Source organism: Streptomyces sp. NPDC048417 (assembly GCF_040651615.1).
GTDB lineage: Bacteria > Actinomycetota > Actinomycetes > Streptomycetales > Streptomycetaceae > Streptomyces.
On sequence record NZ_JBEZKI010000028.1, the window covers coordinates 105,873 to 119,328 of the forward strand.

At 67.4% G+C, this 13,456-nt stretch carries 11 protein-coding genes, 1 pseudogene and 1 riboswitch; of the genes and pseudogenes, 6 read left to right on the forward strand and 6 right to left on the reverse strand.

The features are described from left to right. Positions 1 to 138: 138 nt before the first annotated feature. Positions 139 to 236: riboswitch (glycine riboswitch) on the forward strand. A 157-nt stretch (positions 237 to 393) separates the two neighbouring features. From gcvT to AB0D59_RS37025, 6 genes are all read left to right on the forward strand, one after another. Next, positions 394 to 1,521, forward strand: coding sequence for a glycine cleavage system aminomethyltransferase GcvT (gene gcvT, locus AB0D59_RS37000; protein WP_362575050.1), 1,128 nt, complete (start codon positions 394 to 396; stop codon positions 1,519 to 1,521). A gap of 139 nt (positions 1,522 to 1,660) precedes the next feature. Beyond that, positions 1,661 to 2,038, forward strand: coding sequence for a glycine cleavage system protein GcvH (gene gcvH / locus AB0D59_RS37005; protein WP_351323430.1), 378 nt, complete (start codon positions 1,661 to 1,663; stop codon positions 2,036 to 2,038). A 38-nt stretch (positions 2,039 to 2,076) separates the two neighbouring features. Next, on the forward strand, positions 2,077 to 3,339 hold the full coding sequence (gene glyA, locus AB0D59_RS37010; protein ID WP_362575052.1) for a serine hydroxymethyltransferase: 1,263 nt from the start codon (positions 2,077 to 2,079) through the stop codon (positions 3,337 to 3,339). A gap of 56 nt (positions 3,340 to 3,395) precedes the next feature. Beyond that, positions 3,396 to 4,763 carry an L-serine ammonia-lyase gene (locus AB0D59_RS37015; RefSeq protein WP_362575054.1) on the forward strand — a complete coding sequence of 456 codons (1,368 nt, stop codon included), beginning with the start codon at positions 3,396 to 3,398 and terminating at the stop codon, positions 4,761 to 4,763. Between the two features lie 239 nt (positions 4,764 to 5,002). After that, positions 5,003 to 5,617: a type IV toxin-antitoxin system AbiEi family antitoxin domain-containing protein gene (locus AB0D59_RS37020; protein ID WP_362575056.1), complete on the forward strand. Its 615-nt coding sequence runs from the start codon at positions 5,003 to 5,005 to the stop codon at positions 5,615 to 5,617. Then, entirely contained in the window at positions 5,617 to 6,516 is a 900-nt protein-coding gene (locus AB0D59_RS37025) for a nucleotidyl transferase AbiEii/AbiGii toxin family protein (protein ID WP_362575058.1), read from the forward strand. Before AB0D59_RS37020 ends, AB0D59_RS37025 begins: the two co-directional genes overlap by 1 nt. A 268-nt stretch (positions 6,517 to 6,784) precedes the next feature. On the opposite strand, the gene AB0D59_RS37030 is transcribed toward AB0D59_RS37025, so the two are convergent. From AB0D59_RS37030 to AB0D59_RS37055, 6 genes and pseudogenes are all read right to left on the reverse strand, one after another. Beyond that, positions 6,785 to 7,432 carry a hypothetical protein gene (locus AB0D59_RS37030; RefSeq protein WP_362575060.1) on the reverse strand — a complete coding sequence of 216 codons (648 nt, stop codon included), beginning with the start codon at positions 7,430 to 7,432 and terminating at the stop codon, positions 6,785 to 6,787. 42 nt (positions 7,433 to 7,474) lie between these two features. Further along, complete coding sequence (locus AB0D59_RS37035; protein ID WP_362575062.1) at positions 7,475 to 8,509, reverse strand: hypothetical protein; 1,035 nt, start codon at positions 8,507 to 8,509, stop codon at positions 7,475 to 7,477. A gap of 51 nt (positions 8,510 to 8,560) precedes the next feature. Next, complete coding sequence (locus AB0D59_RS37040) at positions 8,561 to 10,231, reverse strand: hypothetical protein (RefSeq protein WP_362575064.1); 1,671 nt, start codon at positions 10,229 to 10,231, stop codon at positions 8,561 to 8,563. Positions 10,232 to 10,299: 68 nt separating this feature from the next. Beyond that, positions 10,300 to 10,482: pseudogene (locus AB0D59_RS37045) on the reverse strand (nucleosidase); the annotation flags it as partial. A 770-nt stretch (positions 10,483 to 11,252) separates the two neighbouring features. Beyond that, positions 11,253 to 11,738 (reverse strand): SAM-dependent methyltransferase, encoded by a 486-nt coding sequence (locus AB0D59_RS37050; protein ID WP_362575066.1) that lies wholly within the window; start codon positions 11,736 to 11,738, stop codon positions 11,253 to 11,255. A 224-nt stretch (positions 11,739 to 11,962) separates the two neighbouring features. Beyond that, entirely contained in the window at positions 11,963 to 13,387 is a 1,425-nt protein-coding gene (locus AB0D59_RS37055; protein ID WP_362575068.1) for a glycosyltransferase family 39 protein, read from the reverse strand. Positions 13,388 to 13,456: the final 69 nt, after the last annotated feature.

Sequence of the window (13,456 nt, forward strand, 5' to 3'; positions counted from 1 at the left end):
AGGAAAGGTTCTCCCCACTTAACGTAAAGAGAAGGTAATGCACGGTGTCTCGCGGTTCCGTCCGGCTCCGGCCACAGGCCTGTTACAAAGCTCCGCCCGGCATGCAATGATGTGGCCGCCAACTGCATACCGGCCGTTTGAATCCGCGCGGGAGAGTCCCCAGCAGCCTTCGCTGGGGCGCCGAAGGAGCAAGTCCCTCCCTTGAATCTCTCAGGCCCCGTTACCGCGCGGGCGAGGCACATCTGAAAAGCGGGCCGCTGTGTCGGTGGCCCCACCCAAGGTGCAAGCCGTGACCACCGGTGTGGTCAGGGCGAACCTCTCAGGTTCCGATGACAGATGGGGAGGACAGACCTCGCCTGTCATGCCCTGGGATCTTTGGGAGACGACCGACCGATGAGCAGTTCCGATTCCGCTGGACTCCGCCGTACCGCGCTCGATGCCCTGCATCGCTCGCTCGGCGCCACCATGACCGACTTCGCCGGCTGGGACATGCCCCTGCGCTACGGCTCCGAGCGCGACGAGCACGTCGCCGTGCGGACCAGGGCCGGGCTCTTCGACCTCTCTCACATGGGCGAGATCGCCGTGACCGGCCCCCAGGCCGCCGCCCTGCTGAACCACGCCCTGGTCGGCAACATCGCCTCCGTCGGCGTCGGGCGCGCCCGCTACACCATGATCTGCCGGGCCGACGGCGGCATCCTCGACGACCTGATCGTCTACCGGCTGGCCGAGACCGAGTACCTGGTGGTGGCCAACGCCTCCAACGCCCAGGTGGTCCTCGACGCGCTGACGGAGCGCGCCGCCGGGTTCGACGCCGAGGTGCGGGACGACCGGGACGCGTACGCGCTGATCGCCGTCCAGGGACCGGAGTCGCCCGGGATCCTGAAGTCGCTGACCGGCGCCGACCTGGACGGCCTGAAGTACTACGCCGGGCTGCCCGGCACCGTCGCCGGGGTCCCGGCGCTGATCGCGCGCACCGGCTACACCGGCGAGGACGGCTTCGAGCTGTTCGTGAAGCCCGAGCACGCGGTGGAGCTGTGGCAGGCGCTGACCGAGGCGGGTTCCCCGGTGGGCCTGGTGCCCTGCGGGCTGTCCTGCCGGGACACCCTGCGCCTGGAGGCGGGCATGCCGCTGTACGGGCACGAGCTGACCACCTCGCTGACCCCCTTCGACGCCGGGCTCGGCCGGGTGGTGAAGTTCGAGAAGGACGGCGACTTCGTAGGGCGCGAGGCGCTTCGGGAGGCCGCCGACCGAGCCGCCGCCGAGCCGCCGCGGGTGCTCGTCGGCCTGGTCGCCGAGGGCCGCCGGGTGCCGCGCGCCGGGTACCCGGTGGTCGCCGGCGGCGAGGTGATCGGCGAGGTCACCTCCGGTGCCCCCTCCCCCACACTGGGCAGGCCGATCGCGATGGCTTACGTCGACGCGGCGCACTCGGCGCCGGGCACGGCGGGCGTGGGCGTGGACATCCGGGGCAGCCACGAACCGTACGAGGTCGTGGCACTGCCGTTCTACAAGCGGCAGAAGTAGACCCACAGCGCCAGAAGCAGATCCACAGGGAGACACTGAGCGCGGCAGCGCGTGACCCTGCGCACATTTCCGCTGCTCACGCACGTTTCCAGCAGTCCTCTTTCACCAGCACTCCCCCGCGTACAGGAGAATTCAGGCCATGAGCAACCCCCAGCAGCTGCGTTACAGCAAGGAGCACGAGTGGCTGTCGGCCGCCGCGGACGGCGTGGCGACGGTCGGCATCACGGAGCACGCGGCCAACGCGCTCGGTGACGTCGTCTTCGTCCAGCTCCCGGCCGTCGGCGACACCGTGACCGCGGGCGAGTCCTGCGGCGAGCTGGAGTCGACCAAGTCGGTCTCCGACCTGTACTCGCCGGTCACCGGTGAGATCACCGAGATCAACGAGGACGTCGTGGACGACCCGTCCCTGGTGAACTCGGCCCCCTTCGAGGGCGGCTGGCTGTTCAAGGTGCGTTTCGCGGACGAGCCGGCCGACCTGCTCTCCGCCGACGAGTACACCGCCTTCACCGCCGGCTGAGGGCCGCACAGACACCGGTTGAGGAGTCGTAGAAACAGATGTCCGTTCTGAACACGCCCCTGCACGAGCTCGACCCGGAGGTCGCGGCCGCGGTCGACGCCGAGCTGGAGCGCCAGCAGTCCACCCTGGAGATGATCGCCTCGGAGAACTTCGCTCCGGTCGCGGTCATGGAGGCGCAGGGCTCGGTACTCACCAACAAGTACGCCGAGGGCTACCCGGGCCGCCGCTACTACGGCGGCTGCGAGCACGTCGACGTCACCGAGCAGATCGCCATCGACCGGGTGAAGGAGCTGTTCGGCGCCGAGTACGCCAACGTGCAGCCGCACTCCGGTGCCTCCGCCAACCAGGCGGCCCTGTTCGCGCTGGCCCAGCCCGGCGACACCATCCTGGGCCTCGACCTCGCCCACGGCGGCCACCTGACCCACGGCATGCGGCTGAACTTCTCCGGCAAGCAGTTCGACGTGGTGGCCTACCACGTGGACGACTCCGGTCTCGTCGACATGGCCGAGGTGGAGCGGCTCGCCAAGGAGCACCGGCCGAAGGTGATCATCGCCGGCTGGTCGGCGTACCCGCGTGAGCTGGACTTCGCCGAGTTCCGGCGGATCGCCGACGAGGTCGAGGCGTACCTGTGGGTCGACATGGCCCACTTCGCCGGCCTGGTGGCCGCCGGTCTGCACGCGAACCCGGTGCCGTACGCCGACGTGGTCACCTCCACCACCCACAAGACGCTGGGCGGTCCCCGCGGCGGCATCATCCTGGCCCGCCAGGCCTTCGCGAAGAAGCTGAACTCCTCCGTCTTCCCGGGCTTCCAGGGCGGTCCCCTGGAGCACGTGATCGCGGCGAAGGCGGTCTCCTTCAAGGTCGCCGCCTCGGAGGACTTCAAGGAGCGCCAGCGTCGTACGGTGGAGGGTGCGCGCATCCTCGCCGAGCGGCTCACCGCGCCCGACGCCCGCGAGGCCGGTGTGAACGTCCTGTCCGGAGGTACGGACGTCCACCTGATCCTCGTCGACCTGCGCGAGTCCGAGCTGGACGGGCAGCAGGCCGAGGACCGTCTCCACGAGGTCGGTATCACGGTCAACCGCAACGCCGTCCCGAACGACCCGCGGCCGCCGATGGTCACCTCGGGTCTGCGGATCGGCACCCCGGCGCTGGCCACGCGCGGCTTCACGGCCGAGGACTTCACCGAGGTCGCGGACGTGATCGCCGAGACGCTGAAGCCGTCCTACGACGCGGCGGCGCTGAAGGCCCGGGTCCAGGCCCTGACCGGCAAGCACCCGCTGTACCCCGGTCTGAACAAGTAGTTCCCCGGCGGGGGCACCCGATGGCGTGTGCCCCCGCCCTTTTCGGAGGAGTTCCCGTGGCCATCTCGGTCTTCGACCTGTTCTCGATCGGCATCGGCCCGTCGAGCTCCCACACCGTCGGCCCGATGCGCGCGGCCCGCATGTTCGCACGCCGTCTGCGCAACGAAGGGCTGCTGGACTCCGTCGCGTCGATACGCACCGAGCTGTACGGGTCGCTCGGTGCGACCGGCCACGGCCACGGCACCCCGAAGGCCGTGCTGCTCGGTCTGGAGGGCGCCTCGCCGCGCACGGTCGACGTGGAGGGCGCGGACGCCCGGGTCGAGACGATCAAGGCCACGGGACGCCTTTCGCTGCTCGGCGAGCACGAGATCGCGTTCACCTACGACGCGGACCTGAAACTGCACCGCCGCAAGACGCTCCCGTACCACGCGAACGGCATGACCCTCTGGGCGTACGACGCGTCCGGGGCGGAGCTGCTGGCCAAGACGTACTACTCGGTCGGCGGCGGGTTCGTCGTCGACGAGGAGGCGGTCGGCGCGGACCGCATCAAGCTCGACGACACGGTCCTGAAGTACCCCTTCCGCACGGGCGACGAGCTGCTGCGCCTGACGAAGGAGACGGGTCTGTCGATCTCCGCGCTGATGCTGGAGAACGAGCGGGCCTGGCGCACCGAGGACGAGATCCGCGAGGGCCTGCTGGACATCTGGCGGGTGATGCAGGCGTGCGTCGCGCGCGGGATGTCGCGCGAGGGCATCCTGCCGGGCGGCCTGCGGGTCCGCCGCCGTGCCGCCATCACCGCACGCCAGCTGCGCGCCGAGGGCGACCCGTTGGCGCACGCGATGGAGTGGATCACGCTCTACGCGATGGCCGTGAACGAGGAGAACGCGGCGGGCGGCCGGGTCGTGACCGCGCCCACGAACGGCGCGGCGGGCATCATCCCCGCCGTCCTGCACTACTACATCAACTTCGTCCCGGGCGCCGACGAGGACGGAGTCGTCCGCTTCCTGCTCGCCGCCGGTGCGATCGGCATGCTCTTCAAGGAGAACGCGTCCATCTCCGGCGCCGAGGTCGGCTGCCAGGGCGAGGTCGGCTCCGCCTGCTCGATGGCGGCGGGCGCGCTGGCCGAGGTGCTGGGCGGATCCCCCGAGCAGGTCGAGAACGCGGCCGAGATCGGCATGGAGCACAACCTCGGCCTCACCTGCGACCCGGTCGGCGGCCTGGTCCAGATCCCCTGCATCGAGCGCAACGGCATGGCCGCGGTCAAGGCGGTCACCGCGGCCCGCATGGCCATGCGCGGCGACGGCTCCCACAAGGTGTCCCTGGACAAGGTCATCAAGACCATGAAGGACACGGGCGCCGACATGAGCGTCAAGTACAAGGAGACGGCCCGGGGCGGGCTGGCGGTGAACATCATCGAGTGCTAGGGAAAGAGGCCCTGACCAGCGCGTTCGTTTCTTTCTGCGCTGTCAGGGCTTCCCTGCTTACGCGGCGGAAAGTCCCTGAAAATACCCTGAGACAGACGTGAAAGTCCCTGGGAAATCTCACGGGATGGGCGTCTGGCCTGCGGGTTCGCGGCACATAGGCAACGGCGGGAACTCCGCCCCCGCCATCTGGTTGTATCGAATCGACCCCCTAAACCCACCGGAGGGGTACCATTCGATACATGAGTGCTGCGGAAATCTCGCGCCTGGAGCAGCGGCTGGCCGGCCTCTCCCCTACGTTCACGACAGCGCAGGCACGTCAGACCCTGCTCTCCGCTCGCGATCTGGCGTACCTGGTCGCCGAAGGGGAGATAGACGAACTGTCCCGTGGCGTGTACCGGCGGGCAGACGCGCCGGAGACCGCATACGCAGACCTACTGGCCGTGTGTACGCGGGCGCCTCACGCTGTCCTGTGCGGGGAGTCCGCCCTGGCTCTGCACGAGCTGATCGACGACATCCCTAGCGCCGTACACATTGCCGTACCACGCGGATCACGCCGTCCCACGATCTCTTATCCCCCGACCGTGGTGGCGCAGTACGCGGCGAAGACCTTCAACCTCGGCGTCGAACGGTTCGAGGCCGCACCAGGAGAGACCATTCCCGCGTACAACGCCGCCCGCAGCGTCGTCGACGCGATGCGCCACCGTGGCAGAATCGGCGAGACCATGGCCCTGTCCGCACTCGGCCGCTACCTGCGTCGCAGCGGACGGAGCGGGATCGGCGAACTCCAGCTCATCGCCCGCGAGCTGGGTGCGCTCTCCGTCATCCGCCCCGCCGTAGAGGCGGTGCTCGCCTGATGGTCAACCCAACTCGCGATACCACCGCAGGCCGCGTCTACAACGACCTGCGCAATCTGGCTCGTCGCAATGGCCGTTCAACGGACGAGGTCATGGTCGAGTACGTACTCGAACGCTTCCTCTACCGCCTGGCAGCATCCCCCCTCGGCCGCGAGCACTTCATCCTCAAGGGCGGCTTGCTGCTCGCCCAGTTCGGCGCCCGCCGGATGACCCGTGACATCGACATCCTCGGCCGCGCGTTCTCCGGCGAGGAAGCCGAGATCTTTCGCAGAATCGCCGCGATCGCCACCACTGAGGTCGACGACGGCGTGGCATACGACTCCGCCACGCTCAGAACCGTACCCATCCGAGAGGAGGACGAGTATCACGGCCTACGGCTGTCCATGGCCGCATCGATCGCCCGGGCGCGTCTCAAGCTCCAACTGGACATCAGCTTCGGTGACCCCATCACTCCCGGACCTCAGACCATCAACTACCCGCAGCAGCTCACCACGGAAAGCTTCCAACTCTTCGGCTACCCGCTCGCCACCGTCATCGCCGAGAAGCTCTCCACCGCCGTCTCACTCGGCGATCTCAACACCCGCGACCGGGATTACGCGGACCTCTACCGCCTGCTGACGCTCAACAATCTCAACGGCGGAGAACTGGCCGCAGCACTGACCGCCACCGCCACACACCGCGGCATCAAGCTGAAGCCCCTCAGCGCCGCGATCACCGACCTCGCCGAGCGCCGCCAATCCTCCTACGCCGCTTGGCGCCGCCGACAGGGGCCTTCCTCGACCGGCTATCCGAATCTCTTCACTGACGTGGTCGGCCTGGTCATCGCATTCGCAGACCCACTGCTCGCAGGCACTGCCGCCACACGTAGTTGGAACAGCTCAGCCAGTACGTGGACGTGATCCAACTCCCTCACAAACCGCAGGAGATGTCCCACGCCCCGAAGCGTCAATGGCGTCCTGTCACTGACTGTCGGAGGCGCCCGACATACGGAGTGGTGGATGCCCACTCGTTCGTGATGCCGAGGAAATGCGGGAACTTCCCATCCGTAGAACAACGTTGCGAACCGGGGCTACATGGGTCCGGAACAGTGGCCTGGAGCCCGGCGGCCACGGCAACGAGGCCGCGGGCGCAAGCAGGAAGCAAGGTGGACCCGTTCGGCCCCGGCGGTCACACTGGTCCGGACCCTACCCACAACTTGTCAATCAGACGCATCAGGACATCGTATGTCTCTCCACGGCGGTATTTGATCACGGGGGACTCCCTGCCATGCCGGTCCGCCGAGTACGGAGTCAGATAGACGACCCGTTCGGTTGCGATAATCCGGCCGATGTGTGGAACGCCATAACCACGTGCTTCGAGGTGTCCCGCGACCGTGAGCGGAGCAAGGTAGTCGTAGGTCGCCGCGATCTGGCGGCGCAGCAGACCGGTACCGAAAGCGGAGTCGAAGACTTGGATCTCCTCTTCCCGGTCGGTGATCCAATCCGGCTCGCCTGCGGGAACATCAAGTTTCGGCAGCAGTATGCGGCAACGGCAGCGGCGAGCCCGACAGCGAAGGAGCAGTTCCTCGAACATGTCGCGCTGTAGTTCAGCACCACGGCCGGTCAGAATGGACACCTCCCTCGCCCGACCGAGTTCCCGCTTGATGTCGTGCGCCGCATCTCGACTGTTGGCGAAGACCTCTTCCACATCCAGGTGTAGTAGATGGGCAGCAAGGCCACGCAGAAAGCGACGGGCAGTCTTCGAAAATGCCCATACCAATGCCAAGAAAAGAGCGCTGGCAAGCAACGATGTGCCAATATCGCGTAGAAAAGCCATTCCTCACCCCCGCTGCACCACTCGCTCCGCCCGGTCAGCGTCTCATGCCGACCGGCTCTTGCGCACCGCAAGCAGAGCCCTGAGCGGCTCCAGAGCTTTCTCGTCGGGACGGGCTTGTTCCAGTGCCGTGAGCAGGGCAAGCCGGGCCTCCGGGCCGCCCTCGCCGTAGGCGTACCCGGCGATCGCCCGCAAATGGTCGTGCGCCATGTTGTGGTCCGCGATGGGCAGGAGTCGGTCAGAATTCATGAGCCGCCGCACATCCCGCACGATCCCCTCGCGGAATTCGTGGCTTCCCATGTCCTGGAAGGCTTCCAGCACCTCAGCGAGTTCGGCTTCGACGAGCGTGAACTCGGAAGCGACGGCTACCCCGGCCAGGATGGCGACGACCTCGTCGAGGTCCGCTGGAGTCCACGTCGCCGCAAGGCAGTTGGACCGTGCCGACACCAGCGCGGCTCGCAGGTTCAGGCGAGCGGGAAACTCGGCTGCCAGCGCCTTCAGCTGGTCGACCGCCTCCGGAGTGCCGCGGCGGCTCAGCGTCCCGGGCAACGCCTCGCGCCAGTCCAGCGCCTCCATCTCGGGAGTCATGCTGTATACCCCGAGCGGTCGGCTGTTCCGGTCCTGAGGGAAGAGTGCGTCGAGCCACCGATAGAGCGCGCTCAGCCCCTCTTCATCGGCGTGTACCTCGACATGCCCACGCTCGGAGCGCCCGGCGCATTTCAGAGCGAGATCCCGGCTGAAGCGGTCCGATGCGTCGATCAGTTCCCTGAGACTGGTCCAGGCCTCGAAGCCGTCGACCCCAAACAGAACGCAGGCGACGAGCACCGGCAACTCGAGATCCACGGCTTCGCCGTCCCGCTCCACAGCCATGAGGGCGAACTCGGCCACAGACCGTGCAAGAGGGTTCTCAACAGTGAGAAGACCGGCGAGGAGACCGGACCACGTACGAACCAGCCCTGCCCGACCCTCGTCTCCCTTCTCGAATGCCTCTGCGGACACCGACCACACACCCGCCGGGCGCGTCGCGCGGAAGTCGGGCAGTAGGGCAGCGGACAGCGCCGCCAGGAAGTCTTCCCACATCTCGGTGACGACCGAGGACCAGGTCGCCTCGACTCGTTCCAGAACTAACGGTTATACGCCGCTGGCCAGTTGCACCCTGGCAGCCGTCCCGATCGCACGAGCAAGACCCTGGGGGTCATTGACGACCGCCCTCCGGAGCAGTAGCGCCCACGTCGTGGACGAGAGGACGTACCACGGGTCGGCGATCGCGCCCACCCAGGCACTCCACCGGTCTGGTTCGAGGTCGTCCAGCCGACCCGCGTCGTCGAGCAGCGACAGCGACAGGACGCCGGCCCAGGCGCGCTTGTCCTGCTTCTCCAGTCCCAGCCATTCATCGGCGTGGTCGTTCTCACGGCGCAGGAATTCCAGGGCGCAGCCGGGCAAGTCGGCGAGTTCCTCTGCGTTGAACATGGAGCATCCCGGCCAGTCGCTGATCTTGTCGTCGAAGCGGAGCTGTCCCTCTCCGGTGTTCGGATCGCACTGCAGGTTCCAGAGCAGAGTCCAGAAACTGTCGGTGTCATGCTGACGCGCCCTCTGGAGGCGCTCCCGCTGTTGTGCGATGAACTTCGCGCTCTCGGGCCAGGTTGCCGGGGAGGTGGCACGGTGGTTCCTGCGCCAGTTGTCAGCGAGATCACCACGGATCTCGATCGGCTCGTAGAGCCATCGCAGATACGGCCAGGCAGGATTGTCCTGGCTCTGGTAAGCGAGTTCGAAGTGTTCTTGGCTCCGCTGATCGAAGAGGATCTCCGCGAGCCGCGCATACGCGTCTGCCTGCTCGGTCTTCTCGGCGCAGTCAGCGGCGGTTTGCAGCGCCCAGGCGAAGTCACCTGAGTCGAGCAGGGTGTGCCGGTCGCCGTGCGATCCTTCGGGCTCCCCGAACAACGTGCGGTGGGACTGCCATTCGCGCACGATGAGCCACGCGAAATACCTCATGGCCTGTCCCGCCACAATTCCCCGGGCGAGCAGGGCGTCGGCGAGCTTGCGTCGCAGATCACGTACCTGGGCCGGCTCCAGCCCATCGGGCGTGACCGGGTTCAGCGCGTGGGGGAACTCCGCCTTCTCATGGCCCAGCATGCGAGCCGTCAGGATCCGGGCGATGTCGGGCAACAGCGACTCTGCACCCGGAATGCTCAACGCCCTGTCGACTGTGCCGGAAACAAGCCTGTCTTCCGCGAACCGCTTCCTATGACCGTCGGGTACCGCTGTCTGGTCCTCCACGTCCTGCGCCAGCCATGACACGATGCGGTGCACATCCTCCGCGGGGCACTTGGCGGGCATATCGGCGAGAAAGTACTCGTACGTCCCGTAGCGGTTGTCGCTCGGTGCCTCGCTCAGCGCGTCGAGCATCATCTTCGTGTCGAGGAAGCGAGGCCAGAGCAGGGACAGCAGAGCACCCCGGAGACTCAGGCCCGGATCTGTCTCCCTCCCCGGTCCGAGCGTGGCCAACACTTCCTTGAGGGCAGGTACGGCTACTGCCTCGTCGCCCGCGAAGGCGGCCCTGGCGGCGTCCGCACGGTTGTCGGCCGGCCACCGAGGATCTGCCGCCACCTTCAGAAGCAGCGGTGCAAGACCTGGCGACGGGCACTGCTTCGCCAATTGAATGGCCACTTGGGCCCGAGCCCGAATCTCCCAGACGCCGAAGTCCGCGGGGTCGAGGGCGAGAGCCGGAGCGAGTTGGCCGGCCAGACCGGAATGTCCGAGCGCCCAACGGGTCTGATGCCATCTGGCTTCGCCGAGTTCCACATCACCGGTCGGGCGTTGAAGCCTTCGGGTGTCTCTTTGCCCGGATGCAGATAGTGAACCTTCGTCGACACCACAACGTCACCGAGTCGGGCCTCTGGCTTCAGCCCACCCGCAACGCCGACGAACAGCAAAGCCTGCGGGCGCAGCCACTGGCGGACACGCTCAGCCATGACGGCCGACGTCAGATTGCCGGCTCCGATTCTTGAGATGGCTACGGTCCCCGCAACTCCAGGCAGCGCCCCGTGCACGAAGCGCGTGCCTTCCGGATGAACGAGGTCGACTGGTCGCGCAACAGCAGCAACACGGCCTGGAACTCAACTGGTAGTGCGGTGAGAACTACTACGTCTGCACTCGGCTCCACGTACCCTGCCCTTGGCCTCCGCCGACAATCTCACGCAACATTAGCGCGGACGGGTCATGCGCCGTAGGCCGAAAACCCGGCCTTCCAGTGCACCACCCCGTTCGCATTGGTCCTCGGATCCCGGAAGTACTCAGTACGTACTCCCACCACCGGTTCGTACCAGTAGTGGGAAACGCACCGGTACCCCACCAACCCGCTCACCGCTCACCGCTCACCGCTCACCGCTCACCGCTCACCGCTCACCGCTCACCGCTCACCGCTCACCGCTCACCGCTCACCGGCATGTCAGGTACTCCGGATATCTTTGTAGGTAACTGTCGGCACGAAGTCCCTGAAAAGTCCCTGACGTGACGCCAGTCGGACCTGCCCGAGCCAAATCCGCAGGTCACACTCGTGATCAAAAGCGGCCGACATGAGCGTCAAGTACAAGGAGACGGCCCGGGGCGGGCTCGCGGTGAACATCATCGAGTGCTGAGGGGGGCGAGCCCTGACCCAGGTGGGCGGGCGGCGTGCACAGTGTTGACCATGTGCCGCGAAGCCGCAGGTCAGGAGCCCCTTCCATGGGGACTTCCCGGGGTCCCGCGGAACAGGCTGCGGGACACAGGTCTCCTCGGGGGCAGGGTGCCTCAGGAGTGGAGGCGCCTCGCGGGTCGTGCCGCGTCAGTAGTAGTGGCGCATGATCTCGGTGGCCCAGTCGGGCTGGGTGGCGGTGCCGCCCTGGGGGCCGAACTCGCTCATGTAGGGCTTGATGTCGAGGACGGGGGTGCCGTCGACGGCGTCCAGGCCCTGGACGTACAGGTCGAGTCCGTCGGTGCGCAGCAGACGGCAGCGGGAGACCCCGATGCGGTTGGGGCGGTTCTTGCCGCGCTGGGCGAAGATGCCGATCAGGGGCCAGTCGCTGTTGCCGCGCGGGTGGCGGGCACCGGTCTCGATCTTCGCGACGGGGACGCGGTCGAAGTGGTAGACGATCTCCAGGTGGGAGAAGGCGTCCAGCCCGGCCAGCGCGTCCGCGCCGAACTGCTCGGCGTCCAGGCGGATGACGGCCTCGACCGTGCCCCAGTCGTCGTCCTTGACCTCCTGCCGACCGCCGACCACTCGGCCCACCGGAATCGAGACCACTTCGGCCAAGGCGCTCTTCTCGGACATCTGCCGTGCCTTTCATCGGAGTTCTTGTGTCACTCGGCGCCCGAGCGTACTTCAGGGGCGGTCGCGGAACCGGGCCGGAAGATCTCCCCGCGTCCACAACTCCCTTAGGCATGCGGCCAGTTGGTGGCGGTCACCGGCGGTTCCGTAGATCACGCCGAGCCGGCACCACTGACCACGGGACAGCGGGACGGCGGTGGTGCCGGCCGGGCCGACACCAGTCGCGGTCACCTCATCAGCCCACCGCTCGCTCCCGGGCTGTCGGATCCAGGACCGGCCTTCGGAGACGGGTCGTGGTCTCGGACATAGACGGTGACGCGCGCCCCGTTGACGGGGGTTGTTCCGTACTCGCGGAAGTGGCGCCGCAGGGTGCTTGTTTTCGCTTCCTCCTGCGGGCTGGTCGGCGAGTGCGCACCCGCCGGGTCGCGGACCGCGATGATCCGGTCGAATTCCAGCATGCGTGCCGCTATTTCCCGGGCGGGAAGCTCGACACCTGCAAGTGTGTTCGACGAAACGGGGTCCTGTGCCAGGGCGAGATCCGTCAGGAAACGGGTGTCCTCGGGGTAGGCCGCAGTCAAGATCCGGTGCCGGCCGGAGAGATAGAGCAGCCCGTCGCCGGGACGGCCTTCCCTGCGTACGGTGGCGCCGATGGCGGTGACGTCGTTGCTTCGGCTCTGGGGCGTCCTCAGCGAAAGGCTTGGCGGGACGAGCGCGGCCAGTACGGCAACCGCCGCGATCCACGCGTTGCCAGAAGACTGCTGCCGCCGGTGGAAGTAATCCATCCAGGCGCCCAGCAGCAAGGCGATTCCGATATTGCTGTAGAGCACATACCGGTCGACGAAAAGGGGCTTGACCAGCGAGGCGATCAGCAGCAGCAGACCCGGAAGCACAAGAATCGGCACAGCCAGCGCGGCAAGCGGCACGGGCCCCCTCACCCCCAGAGGCGCTCGGGCACACGCCACGCCCACCACCGCCACGACCAGGAGATAACGAAGCCGCACCGGCCCGCCGATCCAGGACACCTGTCCCGACTGCCCCGCACTGCGGATCGCCAGCGGCAACAGCCCGGCCACAACGCCCGCGGCGGCCACACTCCACGCCCTCAGCACCGCTCGTGGAGCACGGGAGACGATCAGTGTGACGCCGTGTGCAACCAGGGCGAGGACCGCGAACTCATGGAACAGACAGGCCAGCAGCATGGTGGAGCCATAGACCGCCCACCGCCACCGGACGCGATGCGGGACGCTGGCCACGAGCGCATAGGTGCCCCAGGTGACCAGGGCACAGACCATGGCATACGAGCGGCCTTCCTGCGCGTACTTCTGTACCTGGGGAAGGAGCGGAAACACCAGCCCGGCCAGCAGCCCGGCACGGGGTCCCGCCAGGCGTAGCGCCAGAAGCCCGACGCCGCTCGCCGCCACGGACATTGCCAGCACAGACGGCAGCCGCAACGTCAGCAGCCCTCCGCCGAAGAGGCCGAAGATCTCATGCATCACGGCGTAGTAGAGGGCGTGGACCAGATCAACATGCTGGGCGGTGAGCCATATCTGCGAAAGGTCGCGGTGCGCGAGCTGATAGGTGACGGACTCGTCCCCCCACATGGTGTTCTTCCTGCGGATACCCCAGAGCCCCAGAGCGATGGTCAGCGACAAGGGCGCGATCACGACAACGGCTTCGGCCGGGCTCGGTGATGGTCGACGGGCGGGTACGGGAGGGGAAAC